Origin of the sequence: Pannonibacter sp. XCT-53 (assembly GCF_009915765.1) — a bacterium.
In the GTDB taxonomy this organism is placed as follows: domain Bacteria; phylum Pseudomonadota; class Alphaproteobacteria; order Rhizobiales; family Stappiaceae; genus Pannonibacter; species Pannonibacter tanglangensis.
This window is the reverse complement of sequence record NZ_JAABLQ010000001.1, coordinates 825,865-843,496: the sequence shown is the minus strand read 5'-3', so window position 1 is coordinate 843,496 and position 17,632 is coordinate 825,865. Positions and strand designations below refer to the sequence as shown.

The 17,632-nt window shown below is 67.6% G+C and carries 16 protein-coding genes; 9 read left to right on the top strand and 7 right to left on the bottom strand.

Features of this window, described 5'->3' with window-relative positions; genetic code table 11:
* Window positions 1-156 precede the first annotated feature (156 nt).
* The 4 genes from GWI72_RS03990 to GWI72_RS03975 all read left to right on the top strand — a co-directional run bounded on the left by GWI72_RS03990 (window position 157) and on the right by GWI72_RS03975 (window position 4,197).
* On the top strand, window positions 157-825 hold the full coding sequence (locus GWI72_RS03990; protein WP_161707905.1) for a TetR/AcrR family transcriptional regulator: 669 nt from the start codon (window positions 157-159) through the stop codon (window positions 823-825).
* 217 nt (window positions 826-1,042) lie between these two features.
* The gene (locus tag GWI72_RS03985) at window positions 1,043-1,924 is read left to right on the top strand and encodes an FkbM family methyltransferase (protein WP_161707904.1); all 882 of its coding nucleotides are present in this window, start codon (window positions 1,043-1,045) and stop codon (window positions 1,922-1,924) included.
* 354 nt (window positions 1,925-2,278) lie between these two features.
* The gene (locus GWI72_RS03980) at window positions 2,279-2,605 is read left to right on the top strand and encodes a helix-turn-helix domain-containing protein (protein WP_161675743.1); all 327 of its coding nucleotides are present in this window, start codon (window positions 2,279-2,281) and stop codon (window positions 2,603-2,605) included.
* A gap of 92 nt (window positions 2,606-2,697) precedes the next feature.
* Window positions 2,698-4,197 carry a hypothetical protein gene (locus GWI72_RS03975; RefSeq protein ID WP_161707903.1) on the top strand — a complete coding sequence of 500 codons (1,500 nt, stop codon included), beginning with the start codon at window positions 2,698-2,700 and terminating at the stop codon, window positions 4,195-4,197.
* A 341-nt stretch (window positions 4,198-4,538) separates the two neighbouring features.
* Here the strand turns inward: GWI72_RS03975 and GWI72_RS03970 are convergent, their stop codons facing one another.
* The 6 genes from GWI72_RS03970 to GWI72_RS03945 form a co-directional block, all read right to left on the bottom strand.
* Entirely contained in the window at window positions 4,539-4,910 is a 372-nt protein-coding gene (locus GWI72_RS03970; RefSeq protein ID WP_244314198.1) for a c-type cytochrome, read from the bottom strand.
* Between the two features lie 173 nt (window positions 4,911-5,083).
* The gene (locus GWI72_RS03965; protein WP_244314197.1) at window positions 5,084-6,316 is read right to left on the bottom strand and encodes a M24 family metallopeptidase; all 1,233 of its coding nucleotides are present in this window, start codon (window positions 6,314-6,316) and stop codon (window positions 5,084-5,086) included.
* Between the two features lie 298 nt (window positions 6,317-6,614).
* Complete coding sequence (locus tag GWI72_RS03960) at window positions 6,615-7,469, bottom strand: ABC transporter permease (RefSeq protein WP_161675741.1); 855 nt, start codon at window positions 7,467-7,469, stop codon at window positions 6,615-6,617.
* Window positions 7,470-7,479: 10 nt separating this feature from the next.
* Window positions 7,480-8,748: an ABC transporter permease gene (locus GWI72_RS03955; protein WP_161675740.1), complete on the bottom strand. Its 1,269-nt coding sequence runs from the start codon at window positions 8,746-8,748 to the stop codon at window positions 7,480-7,482.
* A 61-nt stretch (window positions 8,749-8,809) separates the two neighbouring features.
* Window positions 8,810-9,910, bottom strand: a complete 1,101-nt coding sequence (locus GWI72_RS03950; RefSeq protein WP_161675739.1) for an extracellular solute-binding protein — start codon at window positions 9,908-9,910, stop codon at window positions 8,810-8,812.
* An 82-nt stretch (window positions 9,911-9,992) separates the two neighbouring features.
* Complete coding sequence (locus tag GWI72_RS03945; RefSeq protein WP_161707902.1) at window positions 9,993-11,087, bottom strand: ABC transporter ATP-binding protein; 1,095 nt, start codon at window positions 11,085-11,087, stop codon at window positions 9,993-9,995.
* Between the two features lie 659 nt (window positions 11,088-11,746).
* Here GWI72_RS03945 and GWI72_RS03940 point away from each other — a divergent pair.
* Window positions 11,747-12,646, top strand: a complete 900-nt coding sequence (locus GWI72_RS03940; protein WP_161709086.1) for an ROK family protein — start codon at window positions 11,747-11,749, stop codon at window positions 12,644-12,646.
* Between the two features lie 316 nt (window positions 12,647-12,962).
* On the opposite strand, the gene GWI72_RS03935 is transcribed toward GWI72_RS03940, so the two are convergent.
* Window positions 12,963-13,670 (bottom strand): metal-dependent hydrolase, encoded by a 708-nt coding sequence (locus GWI72_RS03935; RefSeq protein WP_161707901.1) that lies wholly within the window; start codon window positions 13,668-13,670, stop codon window positions 12,963-12,965.
* Between the two features lie 132 nt (window positions 13,671-13,802).
* On the opposite strand from GWI72_RS03935, the gene ruvX reads away from it, so the two are divergent.
* The 4 genes from ruvX to GWI72_RS03915 all read left to right on the top strand — a co-directional run bounded on the left by ruvX (window position 13,803) and on the right by GWI72_RS03915 (window position 17,614).
* Window positions 13,803-14,333, top strand: coding sequence for a Holliday junction resolvase RuvX (gene ruvX / locus GWI72_RS03930; RefSeq protein ID WP_161675736.1), 531 nt, complete (start codon window positions 13,803-13,805; stop codon window positions 14,331-14,333).
* A 12-nt stretch (window positions 14,334-14,345) separates the two neighbouring features.
* Window positions 14,346-15,272: an AEC family transporter gene (locus GWI72_RS03925; protein ID WP_161707900.1), complete on the top strand. Its 927-nt coding sequence runs from the start codon at window positions 14,346-14,348 to the stop codon at window positions 15,270-15,272.
* A gap of 73 nt (window positions 15,273-15,345) precedes the next feature.
* Window positions 15,346-16,302 carry an aspartate carbamoyltransferase catalytic subunit gene (locus tag GWI72_RS03920; RefSeq protein ID WP_161675734.1) on the top strand — a complete coding sequence of 319 codons (957 nt, stop codon included), beginning with the start codon at window positions 15,346-15,348 and terminating at the stop codon, window positions 16,300-16,302.
* A gap of 10 nt (window positions 16,303-16,312) precedes the next feature.
* Window positions 16,313-17,614: a dihydroorotase gene (locus tag GWI72_RS03915; RefSeq protein WP_161675733.1), complete on the top strand. Its 1,302-nt coding sequence runs from the start codon at window positions 16,313-16,315 to the stop codon at window positions 17,612-17,614.
* Window positions 17,615-17,632 lie beyond the last annotated feature (18 nt).

Genomic DNA, 17,632 nt, shown 5'->3' with positions numbered 1-17,632 from the left:
CCCGGGGACCGGGACCCGACAGGGCGACCGGGGAGGAAAGGGCCGCAGCGGCAAGCCGCGGCCTGGCCTTGGCGCCCCTTATTCCGTCCGCCGGGCCAAAACTCAAGGGCCCGGAGCCCCTTGCAGCGCGCCGCAGCGCCAATTACGGTCCTGCCCATGACCGAAATTCGCCGGACGCCATCCTCGCCCGGGCAACGCGGCCGTCCGCGCGCCCAAGACCTGACCCGACGCCTCGTGGCCGCCGCCCTTGCCGAACTGGCCGAGCGGGGACCGGACGGGGCGGGGCTCGCCCGGATCGCGGCCCGGGCCGGCACCAGCCAGCAGGCGCTTGCCCGGCGCTGGGGCAGCAAGGACGCCGGGCTTGCCGCCGCCCTGCGACAGGCGCTGGAGGCCAGCACCGCCCCGGCCCCGCTGCGCAGCGCCGGCCCGGGCGCCACGACGGAGGCGCTGGCCGCCTTTCTGGACGCCACGCTCGGCCCCCTGCAGGCAACGGCACTCGGACGGGCCTATGCGGCCGCGCTCGCTCCGGGGCACGCGTCCGCCGCCCTGCGCCGGGCAGCCCTGGAGCATGAGGCCGGATGGCGCCTCGCGTTGCGCCAGCTCCTCATTGCAACGCCCTTCGAGGCGGAGATGGACATCCGCATCGACCTTGCCCTCGGCTACCTGCGGCTGATGGCGGCGACGGAGCTGCCGGCCCGCCCGGATGCCGCGCCGGGGCGACGCGTGGCGGAGCTGATCCTGGGCCTCGTTGCCCCCCGCGCGCCGGATGCGCGCGCCCGCCCGGCGACACCGTCCAGCCCCGACGCCCCCCTGCCCGGCCTTTAGGACCGGCCTGCGAAAGCTGCCTGTGAGAGCTGCCTGTCAGAGCGACCTGTGAAAGGGGCCTGCGAGAGCGGGCTTTGCGTCCTGGCGCGGGGCTGACGCGCGCGCCGCTCCGACGAGCCGGGCCCCACGCGAGTTGAACGCACCTCGGTTCCGGTCTAAGAGGGGTCCGCAGGCTCCCCGGGGGCCCCAGACCACCACGACGGATCGGACGCACCGCATGTCGCTTGAAGAGCTTTTCCGCACCTATCGCGCTCCCGCAGAGGCCCTTCGCGCCGAAGACGGCCGGTTCGTCAACTTCCTCGGGGTGTCCACGGCCGCGAGCATCCTGCCGCAGGGACCGGCCCTGTCCGGGCAGGTCTACGCGGACCTGCCGATCCCCGGCGACAGCGTGTTTGCCGGCGCCGCCGAATACGAGGCACTGCTGACGGCGATCGACGCCTGCAAGAGCCAGCCGAGCCTGACGGTGGCCGAATTCGGCGCGGGCTGGGGACCTTGGGTGTCGGCTGCCGGCGTGATCGGCAAGCGTCTCGGCATCAAGGACATCCGCCTGATCGCCGTCGAGGCCGACAGCGAGAAGTACAAGCTGATGCAGGCGCATCTGGCCTATAACGGCCTTGCCGGCCAGCCGGGCGTCAGCATCGCGACCTACGAGGGCGCGGTCTGGCACACCGACACGACGCTGAACTTCCCCAAGAACATCGTTGCCGTCGACTTCGGCGGCCGGGTCAGCGAGACCAGCCACAGCACCGATTACCGGGGCATGGCCTACGAGACGACGGAAATCCGCGCCTATGCGCTGGAGACGCTGCTGAAGGGCGAGCGGACCATCGACTACATGCATGTCGATGTGCAGGGCGCCGAATACGAGATCCTGTCGCGCGCGGGCGACCTGATGAACGAGAAGGTGAAGTACCTGTTTATCGGCACCCATTCGCGCCTCATCGACGGCCAGCTGCTGCAGCTGCTGCACACCTGGGGCTGGGACATCCGCTTTGCCAACCCGTGCCAGTTCGTGTTCAACCGCGCGATCCCGACCATCGAGGGCATGACGGTCGCCGATGGCGAGATCTTCGCGGTCAACCCGAAGTGCGCCGGCTGAGGGGCGTCGGCCGGCCCGCGGGGCCCGGCGGGGAACAAGACCGGGCCGAGACCGGGAACGCGGATCGCGGCGCGGCCCGGCGGTGCCGGATCAGGCCAGGCGCGCGACGGGCCGGGCCGATCACATCTGCGGCATGGCAGCGAAAGAATTGCGGCAAACCGGTGGCACGCCTGCCGTCAGGCCATTGCGCCGGCATCGATTCGCCCGTATGTTGAGTAATTACTATTTAGCTGCGGGGGGCCCTGCTCCCCGTGTCGCAACCGGTGCCGGGTTCCCCCTGTTCCTCCGTGGCTGACTGTCCTGCCACAGGGTCCGAACGGAAGATGTCCCGGACAAACGTGAACGGGTCAGTACATGGTCAAGCATATCGGCTCGCAGGCCCTCGCCGACCAGGAAAACAACGCCGTCCAGCTGCGCAAGGCAGCCGGCGAATGGCTGAAGTCCATGCGCGAGGCCCGCGGCCTCTCCCAGACCGAACTCGCCGAGCTGGTCGGCGTCGACTACTACTCCTTCGTGTCGCAGATCGAGAACGGTCGCGGCCGCATCCCGGCCGGCCGCTTCGCCAAGTGGGCCGATGCGCTGGGGATGAAGCGGAAAGATTTCGTTTACCACATCCTGCGCTACTATGAGCCGGTTGTGTTCGAGCTCCTGTTTGAGGAAGACGAGCAACAGTCCGCCTGATTTTTTCCGGCAGACGCACTCCGCGCTTCGCATTCGAGGCCCGATCCGCCATAGTTGATGGCCTGACCGACCAGCAAACGGACCGCCGACGCATGTCGCTTCTGTTCTTCTCGCCCCGCCCTGCGCAGCCGTCCCCCTCCGGTGACTGGCGCCAGCAGGAACTCGCCGAGATCTACCGCGTGCTGCACCTGCTGCAGCAGAACGGGCTCGGCGTGGACCTGGACCGTGGCGTGACCGACAAGGGAGAACCCTGGGCGGTGTTCTTCGACCCGACCGGCGAGGATGTGTTCCTGCATCTGGCGCGGCTGTCGGGCGACTACATCATGGTCAGCGAGCCGCTGAACGTGCGCGTGAAGGCCAGCAACTTCCGCCAGGCCGTCGACCAGTTCGAGAACGCCATCAGCGGCAAGCTGCAGCAGAACCGCGAGCGTGCCGGCAACGTGGTCAGCCACCCGTCGGCGCAGCTGCTGTTCTCGCTCGTCGCCGTGTTCCTGGTCGTCAAGAGCAAGGCCGCCCAGGCCCATGACGGCTCCGGCGAGGACAATGCTCTCGCCGAGATCAGCAACAGCCAGCTCGCCAAGATCCGCGCCGTGCTTGCCCGCCTGCAGGAAAGCGTCGACAACCCGGTGCTGATGGCCGCCATGGTCGGCGCCATCGTGGTGACCGTCGGCGTGGTGCGCGACGACCTGAACAAGATCGTCGACGAGACCCCGACCCATGTCGAGGCCAGCGCGCCGCAGAAGACCGACCAGACCGACAAGGTGACCCTGGCCGATGCCTCCAAGAAGGTCATCGCCGACGTCGACCAGGCGCTGGTGCGCGGCGACGAGCCGCAGAAGGCCAAGGCCGCCGATGAGGCGCCGAAGCATCTGGCCGACCTGCGCGTGACGCACCAGGACGCCGCCAAGGACGGCGGCCAGGCCAAGACCGCCGTCGACACGGCCGCCCTGCATGGCAAGCAGGATGATGCAACCGCCGCAGCCGGATCCGGCAGCGCGGGCGCCGGCTCGGCCGAGCGCCCTGCCCAGGCGGCCGAACTTCCCTCCAAGTCCGGTGGCGGCGGCAGCAGCAGCAGCAGCAGCGGCTCCAGCGCGACGGATGCCGGCGACGCGGCCGGATCGTCCAGCATCGTGCTCGTTGCAGCCTCCCAGGCCTTCCAGAGCTCGACCGCGACCAACATCACCTTCAGCAGCAAGGACCTGGTGACGGTGAGCATCGGCGCGTCCGCCTCCGACGTGCTGCCGCTGGTGCCGGGCAGTGCCGCGACCCCGTCCGACAACTCGTCGGTGACGACCTTCGACGGCGTGACCACCGCCGGCGCCGGCCTGCATCTGGCCGACAACAGCTCGCAGCTGTTCAACTCCCTGCCGGGCAGCAACGCCAAGGATCTGGTGCGCAGCATCGTCACCGCCTTCGACCAGGTGAATGTCTACAGCTACGGCACGAAGTTCCTGTTCATCGTCGACACGGACGTGAACATGAACAACGGCGACCAGATCGCCTTCGTGAACACGCAGATCACGGACGACATCACGGTGGCCTTCATCGGCACCCGTGCGGCCTTCGACGCCGCCGGCGTGTTTATCGCCTGAGACGCCTCGCCCCACGCGAACTGCCGGCCCGCCGGGCCGGCATGACCGCCTGCCGCGACAGGCTGATGCCGCGACCACCCGGGCGGAGCGCAAGGGTCTCGCAGGGTTTAACGCGTTGAACTCCAGAGGCTTCGACCCTCCGGTCCCGGCCCGGCGCTGCGCTTAGGCCGGATGACGACGCCGAGGTCGAGCTGGGTCCGCAGTCCGAGGCACCTGCCTGCGCGGGTGCCTTTTTGCTGCCGCGCGTGGCGCGGGCGCCTCCCCTGCTCCCTGCAGTCCGGCTGCCTTGGGGGCAGTGATGACTGCAGGGCCTGGAAGCGTCTGTTATCAGAGCCGCGTGATCAGGGGCGTGGCGCGCGGGCCTGCAGCGCCATCAGATAGGCCACGACATCGGCCTTTTCCGCGTCGAACAGGCGGAAGGTCGGCATGGGGAAATGGTCCTCCGCGAGGAAGCGGCGGAAATAGGCCAGATCCCGACCCGGCCAGGTGACGATCTCCTCATAGGGCGGCGCGTCGAAGCGGCGACGATCCTGGTCCGGTCGCGGATGGCAGTCGCGGCACCAGGTCTCGATGACCGCAGCGCCGCGTTCGGCAGCCGCCGGACCGGATGCGGCAGGTCCGCTGCCCGCGACGGACGCGAGCAGCGCAAGCAGGACCGCGCCGACACGCGACGGCATCGGACGGACACCTGACAGGGGCCGGAGCGTGAACATGACGGCAGTGTCTCCTCGCAACCCCGATTCGCCGGGGCAGGCCCCTGACCATGGCACGGCCGCGACGGGCAGCCCTTGATCAGGCGCAAGCCCCGCCGCGGCATCGGGGGGCTCCGGGGTGCGGTCCCTGTCCTGCACCGGCTGCGGGGTGACCGGCTGCGGGGTCTCGGGGTCTAGCCGCGACCGACGATGTTGTGCTCGGGCCCGAAGGGGAAGCCGGTGATGTTTTCCGCTCCGGTCTCGGTGAGGATCAGGATGTCGTGTTCGCGGTAGCCGCCCGCCCCGGGCAAGCCTTCCGGGATCATGATCATCGGCTCCATCGACACGACCATGCCGGGCTCCAGCACCGTTTCCACGTCCTCGCGCAGCTCCACCGCGGCCTCGCGGCCATAGTAGTGGCTGAGCACGCCGAAGGAATGGCCGTAGCCGAAGCTGCGGTACTGCAAAAGGTCGTGGCGGCGGTAGATGTCGTTGAGCGTGGCGGCAATGTCGCAGCAGCGCGCCCCCGGCCGGATCAGCTCCAGTCCGGCGCGATGAACCTCGCAGTTGATCTCCCACAGCCGCAGATGCGCGTCGGAAACATGGTCGCAGAACAGCGTCCGCTCAAGTGCCGTGTAATAGCCGAAGATCATCGGGAAGCAGTTGAGGCTGAGAATGTCTCCAGCCTGGACCACGCGGTTGGTCACCGGATTGTGGGCGCCATCGGTGTTGATGCCGGACTGGAACCAGACCCAGGTGTCCATCAGCTCGACGAAGGGGAAGGAGGCGGCGATCGCCCGGACCATGGCCTGCGTGCCGGCAAGCGCCACCTCATGCTCGGGAACCCCGGCCCGCACGGCCCCGGCCACCGCCGCGCCGCCGATGTCGCAGATGCGCGTGCCTTCGCGGATCAGCGCCTGTTCCTCAAGGCTCTTGATGGTGCGCATGCGCATGACCGCGTCGCTGACATCAACCAGCTCCACCCCCGGCAAGGCGGCCTGAAGCTTCGCCATCAGGTCGAGGGACACGTGGTCGAACTCGATGCCGATGCGCGCCGGCTTGCGGCCCGCGGAAAACAGCGCCGTCCGCAGGGCGTGGAAGTAGTTGTCCCGGTTCCAGTCGGTGTAGGTGAGCGCATCTCCCGGCACGCGCCGCCAGGGCTGGCCCCCGTCGATGCCGGCAGCGATCACCGTGGCGCGGTGGTCATCGACGACGAAACCGTAACGGCGGCCGAAGGAACAGTAGAGGAAGCCGGAGAAGTAGCAGATGTTGTGGTAGCTGGTGAAGACGCAGGCATCGAGCTTCAGCTCTTCCATTCGCCGGCGCAGACGGTCCTGCCGGCCGTGAAGCTCGCCAGCAGAAAAGGGCGACCAGCTCTTCTCGCCATTTTCAAGCACTTGCAGGCGCGGCATGTCGTCGTGATGCATGTTTCTTCTCCTCACAGTGCGCCGGTGGGCCTGTTACCAGCCGGCCAAAACGAAAAGCGGGCCGGCTTCCAGTCAAGGAAGCCGGCCCGCCAGGCCCGATATCGGTGCGAATGGTCTTGTCCGGGGTCAGGCGCTGCGCCTGCAGTCCGGCCCGGAACTGGCGTACCGCCCCGGGTCCTTCTGGGAACAAGTCCGTATCGCTATGTCAGTCTCACTCTAGCCCGGGTCGCCCTCGGGCAAAACGCACCACCGGTTTCCGCCGCCGGGGCGGAGGGAACGGCAAGTTGCAGCAACCGGATCAGGCCGGCGTGACGCCGCGCAGCCGTTCGGACCGCCGGCGCAACAGCTCCAGCACCGTCAGCAGCATGACCGACAGCACCACCATGATCGAGGCGACCGCCAGGATCGTCGGCGAGATCTGCTCGCGCAGGCCGATGAACATCTGCCAGGGCAGCGTCTTCTGGCTGGCAGACCCCAGGAACAGCACCACCACCACCTCGTCGAAGGAGGTGATGAAGGCAAACAGCGCCCCGGAGACGACGCCGGGCAGGATCAGCGGCATCTGCACCTTGAAGAAGGTGGTGATCGGCCCGGCCCCCATGCTGGCCGCGGCCCGCACGAGGCTCTTGTCGAAGCCGACCAGCGTCGCCGTCACCGTGATGATGACGAAGGGCGTGCCGAGCACCGCATGGGCGAGGACGACGCCCCAGTAGGTGCCCTGCAGGCCGATGCGGGAGTAGAAGAAATACATGCCCGCCGCCGCGATGATCAGCGGCACGATCATCGGCGAGATCAGCACGGCCATGATGGCCGAGCGGAACGGCACGTGCGGCTGCGACAGCCCGATGGCGGCCAGCGTGCCGAGCACGGTGGCCAGAAGCGTTGCCGCCGGCGCGATCATGAAGGAATTGCGCAGGGCATTCTGCCAGTCGGGATTGGTGAAGAAGTCGACGTAATGCTTGGTCGAATAGCCGTCCGGATCAAGCGCCAGCATTTCCGGCGTGAAGGTGAAGAAGTCCTGCGCGTTGAAGGACAGCGGAATGATCACCAGGATCGGGAAGATCAGGAAGAAGAAGATCAGCCCGCACAGGGTCCGGAACGTGTAGTGCCAGGTGCGTTGCAGCGGCGAGGCATAGGGAGGCAGGGAGGACATCGGTGCACTCCTATCCGAGCTTCACGTTGTCGATGCCGACGACCTTGTCGTAGACATAGAAGAGAATGAGCACGGCCACCAGCAGCAGCGCGCCCAGCGCGGCCGCCAGACCCCAGTTGAGCGAACTGGAGATGTGATAGGCGATGCGGTTGGAGATGAAGATGCCGGACGTGCCGCCGACCAGCTCCGGCGTGATGTAGTAGCCGATGGCCAGGATGAACACGAGCACGGCCCCTGCCCCGATGCCGGGAACGGACTGGGGGAAGTAGACACGCCAGAAGGCCGTCCAGTCATTGGCCCCGAGCGAGCGCGCCGCCCGCATGTAGGAGGGCGAGATGGTCTTCATGACCGAATAGAGCGGCAGGATCATGAAGGGCAGCAGGATGTGCGTCATGGCGATGATGGTGCCCGTGGCATTGTTCATCATCACGAGGCGCCCGTCGTCGGAGAGAAGGCCGATCCACACCAGCAGGTCGTTGATGACGCCCTGCTGCTGCAGCAGCACCTTCCAGGCGGAGGTGCGCACCAGCAGGCTGGTCCAGAACGGCAGCAGCACGAGGATCATCAGCAGGTTGGAGGTGCGCATCGGCAGCTGCGCCAGCAGGAAGGCGACCGGATAGCCGATGACGACGCAGGCCAGCGTGATGACGATGCTCATCAGCAGCGTGCGGCCGAACAGCATGAGATAGATGCGCTCCCCCTCGGGCAGCATCTCGACGCCCTCGACCGTCTGCTTGGCATCAAGCGCGGCGAGGAAATAGCCCTTGGTGGTGCTGCCGGAGTAGAGTTTCAGCGTCTGCCAGATGACCGGATCGCCCCAGGCCGCGTCGGCGGCGATCAGCTGGCCCTTCACGTCGGGGCCCTGGATCTTCTCCACCGCCCGGCCGGACTTGCGCATCAGGCTGGAGAACCCGGACTGCTCGTAGTTGAGGCGCGTGCCGAGGCGCGTGTGGGTCTTGTTGGCCACGGCCTCGCGCAGGTCCTCGACGATGGCCACATAGGCCGCCTCGCCCGGCAGTTCTTCCGCCTTCGGATCCCAGTCGGCCAGCACGACGACCGTGCGCGGCAGCGTCTCTGGAACGATGGTGTTGTCGACCGACCGCAGCAGCATGTCGACGATCGGCGCGGCGAAGGTGAGGAGCACGAAGGCAAGCAGCGGCGCAATCAGGAGAAAGGCGCGCAGCTTCTCCCGGCGCAGGGCGCGCGAAAGGCTCGCCTTGAGCGGCCGGCCATCCTGTGTGAGCACAGGGGCCAGCGCAGGCGCATCAGGCTGGGTCATGATCTGTCCGGCATCGAGAAAGGGAGGACCGGGCGCGTCGCGCCCGGCCCGGGATCAGGGCTTACTTGGCAAGCCAGACCTGGAAGGCCTCTTCGACCTCGTCCTGGTTGTCCGCCCACCACTCGATGTTGTTGACGAGATAGTTCTTCATGTTCGCCGGGTTGGTCGGCATGTGCGGCGCCATGTCGATGCCGAGCTCGGCATGCTTGCCGACGAGCGGCTGCGACGAGGCGCGGGCCGGGCCGTAGGAGATGTACTTGGCCTGGTCAGCCAGACGCTGCGTGTCGGTGGCGAACTTGATGTATTCCTTGATCAGGGGCAGCTTGTCTTCCTTGACGGCCGCCGGAATGATCCAGCCGTCGAAGTCGAACACCTGCCAGTCCCACAGCATGGCGACCGGCTGCTTCTGCTCGACGATCACCGAGAACAGGCGGCCGTTGTAGGTGGAGCCGATCACGGCCTCACCATCGGCCAGGCGCTGCGGCGTCTCGGCACCGGCCGACCACCAGATCACGTCCTTCTTGATGGTGTCGAGCTTGGCCAGCGCGCGCTGGATGCCTTCCGGCGTCGACATGACCTTGTAGAGGTCGTCCTTGGCCACGCCGTCACACAGCAGGGCCCATTCGATGTTCTTCTTCGGGCGCTTCTCGAGGCTGCGCTTGCCCGGGAACTTCGCCGTGTCGAAGATGTCGCAGAGGCTGGTCGGGACCGCGCCGTTCCACTCCTTCACGTCGGTGCGGTAGCCGAAGGTGGTGGAGAAGACGATCTGCGGGATGAAGCACTTGTTGATCATCGCCGGACCGAAGTCGACGAAGGCCTCGGTGCCGTCCGGGGCCTTGGCGAGCCACTCATGCGGATCGATCTCCATGGCCAGGCCCTCGTCGCACAGGCGCTGGCTGTCCGGGCCTTCCACGTCGACGATGTCCCAGGTGACGTTGCCGGCCTCGTTCATGGCGCGCAGCTTGGCCACGGCCTCGTTGGACGACTCGTCATTGATGATCTTCACGTCCGGGCGCATGGCCATGAACGGCTTGTGGTAGGCGTTGTTCTGCGAGGCCGAGTAGGCGCCGCCCCAGGACACGATGGTCAGTTCGTTCGCCTGCGCCATGACCGAGGTCATGGCCAGCGCCACGGTGGCTAGAAATGTGGTTCCCAGTTTCATTGCTGCTCCCCTTTCGAGCGTTGGACCGGTTCCGGTCTTGTCGTCGTGCGCGGATCCTGTCCCACCCCGCGCACGCATTCCATTACGCAACGGCATCAAGCGCCTTGCAATCCTTCATCTCCCATCCGATCGGCACGACCGACCCGGTCTCCAGCCGGCGGCGGTCCGACCGGTTGCGCACCTTGACGATGAACTCGCTGTTGCCGCAGACGGTCATGCGCACGCGGATGTGGTCGCCGAGATAGATCAGCTCCTCGATGCGCCCCTGCAGCATGTTGTCCATCTGCCGCTCGGGCGCGAGCTCGACGCGCTCGGGCCGGAGCGAGAGGGTCGTGGCGTCCCCCGGGCCGGCAACATTGACCTTGTCTGCCTTCAGCCGGGTGCCATCGGCCACCACGACCTCGCAGACGCCGTTCTCGACCGAGACGACCTTGCCGTTCAGCTTGTTGTTCTCGCCGATGAACTGGGCGACGAAGGAGTTCTGCGGCTCCTCGTAGAGCAGGTCCGGCGCCGAAAGCTGCTGGATGATGCCGTCGTTGAACACGGCCACCCGGTCGGACATGGTCAGCGCCTCGGTCTGGTCATGGGTGACATAGACGACGGTGACGCCGAGATTCTCGTGGATGTGCTTGATCTCGTACTGCATCTGCTCGCGCAGCTGCTTGTCGAGCGCGCCCAGCGGCTCGTCCATGAGCACCAGTTCCGGATCGAACACCAGGGCGCGGGCCACCGCCACGCGCTGCTGCTGCCCGCCCGAGAGCTGCGCCGGACGGCGGTTGCCGAGCTTGCCCAGCTCGACCATTTCCAGCGCCCGCTTCACCTTGACCGCCTGGTCGGCCTTGCTCATGCCGCGCACCTGCAGCGGGAAGGCGAGGTTTTCGGCCACGGTCATGTGCGGAAACAGGGCGTAGTTCTGGAACACCATGCCGATGCCGCGCTTGTGCGGCGGCACCTTGTTGATCGGCCGGCCGTTGAGGAAGATCTCGCCATGGGTCGCCGGCTCGAAGCCGGCCAGCATCATGAGGCAGGTCGTCTTGCCAGAGCCCGACGGCCCCAGCATGGTGAGGAACTCACCGGGGGGAATGTCGAGATTGAGATTTTTTACGACCAGCGATTCTCCGTCATAGCTTTTCTGGACATTCTCGTAGCGGACCGACGCGCCCCGGTTTTTTGCCATCTGTTCCCCGACATGCTGCTTGTCCGGCCCGCTTTCTTGTGGCCTCGAAGGCCGGGTACCGGAACGCATACTGACGCCAGGCCGCGCCCGCCGAACGCCGGAGCGGGCCTGATTGCCTTAAGGAAAGCAAAATTTTCGAGAATGAAAAAGCAGAAAATGCGGATCTTCTGAGTATTTTTTCATCCATTTCGCATGTGTTTTTTGCAGTTATCGCGCAAAATGGAAAAGTTTTTGCAAAGGCCGACGCGACGGCAGGTTTGCTGCCATCGCTGCGGGAGCAAACCCCGGGGACACCCGAAAGGCGCGCGACGGAGCGCGAACCGGCACAATGACCGCTGCCTGTCCTGCATGATCTTCCAGCTGACGCAAAGTCTGGCACCGGGCCGCCGCGCCGGCGCAAGCAGGCGCGACACGGGACGCGCCGAAATGCGACATCACCTCACCCCTGCCGGTCGGGACCTCCTGTCCGTGGCACCTGCCGTCTCCGGCGCCGGCCGCCCCGATGGGCGACGGCAGGCTTGCGATGCCACGGCAGCCGGGCGACAAACACCGCCGGCACCGACGCCGCACCGCCGGGGGCGGCACCGACGCCGCACCGCCGGGGGCGGCACGGGCGGCCGGGCCGAGCGGCAGGCAGGACGGGAGAGGGCATCATGACCATGCGCCTGGGCATCGACTGGGGCGGCACCAAGCTGGAGATCATCGCGCTGGACGAGGCCGGGGCCGAACTCTACCGCGAGCGGGTGGCCACACCGCGCGGCGACTACGCCGGCTGCATCGAGGCCGTGGCCGGGCTCGTCGCGCGGGCAGAGGCGGCCACCGGCCGGCGCGGCACGGTCGGCTTCGGCATCCCGGGCTCGATCTCGCCGGGAACCGGCCTCGTCAAGAACGCCAATTCCACCTGGCTGAACGGCAAGCCGCTGGACAAGGATCTGGAGGCCCGCCTCGCCCGGCCGGTGCGGGTGGAGAACGATGCCAATTGCCTGGCCGTATCGGAGGCAACCGACGGCGCCGGGGCCGGTGCGCATGTGGTCCATGCGGTCATCATCGGCACGGGAAGCGGCTCGGGCATCGCCATCGACGGCAAGGCGCATCGCGGCGCCAACGGCATCGGCGGCGAATGGGGCAACATCCCCGTGCCGTGGATGACGGCGGAGGAATTCCCCGGCCCCGACTGCTGGACCGGCCACCGCGGCACGCTCGACCGCTGGATTTCCGGCAAGGGGCTGGAATGGGACTTTGCCCGCGCCAGCGGCCGTGAGCTGGACGGACGCGGCATCATCGCCGCCATGCGCGCCGGCGACAGCGAGGCCGAGGCCGCCTACCGGCGCTACGTCGCCCGCCTGGCCCGGGCCATGGCCATGGTCGCCAACATCCTCGACCCGGACGTGTTCGTGCTGGGCGGCGGCATGTCCAATGTGGACGAGCTCTACCGCGACCTGCCGGACGCCATGCGGCCCTTCATCTTCTCCGACACCTATTCGGTGCCGATCGCCAGGGCCGCACACGGCGATTCGTCCGGCGTGCGCGGCGCGGCCTGGCTGTGGAACGGGGTGTGAGCCCCCACACGGCCGTCATCCTGGACAAGCTGAGCGCCAGCGAAGCGCAGATCCAGGATCCAGATGACAGCCGCGCGGAGCGCGACACCGTTGTGCTGGCATGCCGGGTTTGCGCCCTCGCTGTCGCTCGGACAGATTCGCTGGATTCCGGATCAGCGGTTCGCTCACGCTCACCTTGTCCGGAATGACGGGGGTGGGCAGGCAGCGGCAGCACCACGGTCAAGCCCTCGCTGTCGCTCGGGCAGATTCGCTGGATTCCGGATCAGCGGTTCGCTCACGCTCACCTTGTCCGGAATGACGGAGAAGGCGTGGGCGGTCACACCACCACGGTGGCCCCCGGCACCGGCACCTGGACCGATCCGGCCCTGGCGCCCATGGCCGCGACGAAGGCGTCGGCGGTGGCGTCGATGATCGGGAATGAGCCGTAGTGGCAGGGGATGATGGTGTCGAAGTCGAAGAAGCGGGTGCAGGCCAGGGCGGCGGCGCGGGCGCCCATGGTGAAGCGGTCGCCGATGGGGACGAGGCCGACCTTCGGCTGGTAGAGCTCGTGGATCAGGGCCATGTCGCCGAAGATGTCGGTGTCGCCCATGTGCAGCAGCACCTTTTCCCCCGGCGCAGCCAGCACGATGCCATGCGGATTGCCCATGTAGGTGAGCCCCTCCCCGGCCTGGCTGGTGGCGGAGGAATGCACCGCCGGTGTCAGGGCCACCTTGAAGGGACCGGTGTCGACCTGGCCACCGGAGTTCATCGGGTTGATGTTGGCAACGCCCCGGCCCTGCAGCCACATGCAGATCTCGAAATTCGCCGTCACCTGCGCCCCGGTCGCCGTGGCGATGGCGACCGTGTCGCCGATGTGGTCGTCATGCCCGTGGGTGAGCAGGATGTGGGTGACGCCGGCGCTTGCCGCCTCGACGCTGGTGCCCTTCGGGAAGGCCGGATTGCCGGTGAGGAACGGGTCGATCAGGACCACGGCGCCCTTCAGCTCGATGCGGAAGGCGGAATGGCCAAGCCAGGTGAGGTTCATGCGTCGGTCTCCCTTGCGGCGGCCGCCCCGTCCGGGGGGCCGGTCGTTTCTCTCCGGTCGAGAGTATAGGGGCAGGCGCGACGCCAACAAGGCGTCTGGCGCGCACCTCGCCCCCCTGCTACACCCAAGATCATGGCAACTGACCCCACCCTGTCGCTCGAGGACTTCGTCGCCGCCGCCGCCCCCGGCAGCCGCCTGATCGGCCTCGACCTCGGCACCAAGACCATCGGCCTCGCCCTCTCCGACCTCGGCCGCGGCATCGCCACGCCGCTGGAGACGATCCGGCGCGAGAAGTTCACCCTCGACGCGGCAAGGCTTCTGGATATCTGCCAGACGCACAAGGTGGGCGGCATGGTCATCGGCCTGCCGCTCAACATGGACGGAACGGAGGGGCCGCGCGTGCAGGCCACCCGCGCCTTCAGCCGCAACATGGCGGAAAAGACCGACCTGCCGATGACCTTCTGGGACGAGCGCCTGTCCACGGCCGCCGTGACGCGGACGCTGATCGAGGCCGACCGCAGCCGGGCCCGGCGCGCCGAGCTGGTCGACAAGATGGCGGCCGCCTACATCCTGCAGGGCTTCCTGGACCGTCTTGGCTACCTGCAGCTCAGCACCAGCCCGCGACCGCGCTTTGCCATCCATGACGACGACCCGAAGGACTGACGGGCGACCCCGATGCAGATGATCCTCGACGCGCTGCTGCCGGTGATCCTGATCACCGCGCTCGGCCTCGGCCTTGCCCGGCTCAACCTCCTGACCGGCGAACAATGGCGCGGGGTCGAGCGGCTGGCCTATTTCATCCTCTTTCCCGCCATCATCGTCGAGACCGTTGCCCGCGCCGATTTCGGCGAGATCCCGGCCGTCGGACTGGGGCTGGCGCTGGCGGCAGCGATCCTGATCATCACGGCCGCGCTCCTGCTGCTGCGGCCGCTGCTGGCGGCGCGGTTCGGCGTGTCGGGGCCGGCGTTCACCTCGGTCTACCAGGGGGTGGCGCGCTGGAACTCCTTCATCGCGCTGGCCCTCATCGGCGAGATGATCGGGGCAAAAGGGCTGGCGCTGCTGGCGGTCGCCATGATCGCCATGATCCCGATGCTCAACGTGCTGTCGGTGCTCATCCTGTCGCGCTATGCCGGCGGCTCCGCCCCGACGCTGCAGCGGATCGGGCTCGATCTCCTGCGCAATCCCTTCATCGTCTCGACCCTGGCGGGGCTCGCGCTCAATCTCGCCGGCAACCCGGTGCCGGAGCCGGTGATGAACGGCGTGCACCAGCTCGGCCTCGCCTCGCTGCCCGTCGGCATCCTCTGCGTCGGGGCGAGCCTCGACCTGTCGGCGCTGCGCCGGCCGGGAGCGGCGCTGGTGATCGGCACGCTCGCCCGGCTTCTGCTCATGCCGGCGCTGGTGGCCGGGCTCTGCCATCTGCTCGGCGTCACCGGCGAGGCGCTGCTTGCCGGCGTGATTGCCACTGCCGTCCCCTCGGCCAGCGCCTCCTATCTCCTGGCGGCGCAGATGGGTGGAGACCACCGGCTGATGGCGGAAATCCTCACGGTCCAGACGGTTGCCGCCATCGTGACGATCCCGCTCTGCCTGACGCTGCTGATCTGATGCGGACAGAGCGCGGAAAACCGGCTGGCCCGGCTTGCGGGGGGCCCGGTTTCCCCCTATAGGCATGGGCTCGATGAGCGCAAACGATCCCCATCGAGCCGGCCTCTTTCCCCATCGACACCTGTTGGGCATCGAAGGTCTTCAACCCCAGGAAATCCTTGGTCTCCTGGACCGTGCGGACCAGGCCGTCGAGGTCTCCCGCCAGATCGAGAAGGTCCGTCCCGTCCTGCGGGGCCGCACCCAGATCAACCTGTTCTTCGAGGCCTCGACCCGGACCCAGTCGTCCTTCGAGATCGCCGGAAAGCGCCTTGGCGCCGACGTGATGAACATGCAGGTTGCCGCCTCCTCCGTGAAGAAGGGCGAGACCCTGATCGACACGGCAGCGACGCTGAACGCCATGCATCCCGACATCCTGGTGGTGCGCCACCATGCGGCCGGCGCGGTGCATCTGCTCGCCCGCAAGGTCGACTGTTCGGTGATCAACGCCGGCGACGGCCAGCACGAGCATCCGACGCAGGCCCTGCTCGATGCCCTCACGATCCGCCGCCACAAGGGCAAGATCGCACGGCTGACGATCGCCATCTGCGGCGACATCCTGCATTCCCGCGTGGCGCGCTCCAACATCATCCTGCTCAACGCGCTGGGGGCAAGGGTGCGCGTGGTCGCCCCCTCCACCCTGCTGCCGAGCGGGATCGACCGGATGGGCGTGGAAGTGTTCCGCGACATGAAGGAAGGGCTGAAGGGCGCGGACATCGTGATGATGCTGCGGCTGCAGCGCGAGCGCATGAACGGCGCCTTCATCCCCTCGGTGCGCGAGTATTACCGCTTCTACGGCCTGGACGCGGAGAAGCTCGCCTATGCCAAGGAGGATGCGCTGGTGATGCATCCAGGTCCGATGAACCGGGGCGTCGAGATCGACCCGGCCGTGGCCGACGGACCGCAGAGCCTGATCCGCGAACAGGTGGAGATGGGGGTGGCGGTGCGCATGGCCGTGCTCGAGGCCCTCGCCGCCCACCTGCCGAACCAGTAGGAGCTTTCCCGTGGCGCAAGACACTCCCAAGCCGCTGGTTCTGACAAACGCGCGGGTCATCGATCCGGCGCGCGGCCTTGATGCGGCCGGCAGCGTCATCATCGCCGACGGCACCATCCTGGCCGCCGGCCCCGAGGCACAGAACCAGGGCGCCCCCTATGGCGCCGAGATCATCGACTGCGATGGCGCCGTGGTGGCCCCCGGGCTCGTCGACATGTGCGTGTCCGTCGGCGAACCGGGCCACGAGCACCGCGAGACCTTTGCCAGCGCCAGCCAGGCGGCGGCGGCCGGCGGCATCACCACCATCGTCACCCTGCCCGAGACCGATCCGGTGATCGACGATCCGGCGCTGGTGGACTTCATCCTGCGCCGCGCCCGCGACACGGCGATCGTCAATGTCCGGCCGATGGCCGCCCTGACCAAGGGGCTCGCCGGCCAGGACATGACCGAGATCGGCCTGCTCAAGGAAGCCGGTGCCGTGGCCTTCACCAACGGCCACAAGTCGGTGCGCAATGCCCAGATCATGCGCCGCATCCTGACCTATGCGAAGGATTTCGGCGCCCTTGTCGTGCATCACACGGAAGACCCGGATCTGGCGGGCGGCTCGATGAACGCCGGCCTCAACGCCTCGTGGAAGGGGCTGTCGGGCGTGCCGCGCGAGGCCGAGATCATCCTGCTGGAGCGTGACCTGCGCCTCGTGGCCATGTCGAAGGGCCGCTACCACGCCAATCTTGTCTCGACCTCGGACGGGGCCGACGTGGTGCGCGTCGGCAAGGACCGGGGGCTCGACGTCACCGCCGGCGTGTCGATCAACCACCTGACGCAGAACGAGAACGACATCGGGCCCTACCGGACCTTCTTCAAGATGTCGCCGCCGCTGCGCGACGAGAGCGACCGGATGGCCATGGTCGCCGCCGTCGCCGATGGCACCATCGACGTGATCTGCTCCAACCACGATCCGCAGGACGTGGAGACCAAGCGCCACCCCTGGGCGGAAGCCGAGGACGGGGCCATCGGGCTGGAGACGCTGCTGGCCGCCGCCTTGCGCCTGTATCACGCCGGCGACATCGCGCTGCTGCCGCTGCTTCGGGCCATGACGCTGAACCCGGCCAACCGGCTCGGGCTCGATGCCGGACGGCTGACGGCCGGCGCGCCGGCGGATGTGATCGTGTTCGACGTCGACCGGCCGTGGGTGCTGGAAAAGAAGGCGATCCGCTCGCGCTCGAAGAACTCGCCCTTCGAGAATGCCCGGTTCTCGGGCCGCGTCCTCACCACAATCGTTGCAGGCCGCAAGGTCTACGACTACGCTTGAGCCAGTAACGGAGATCCT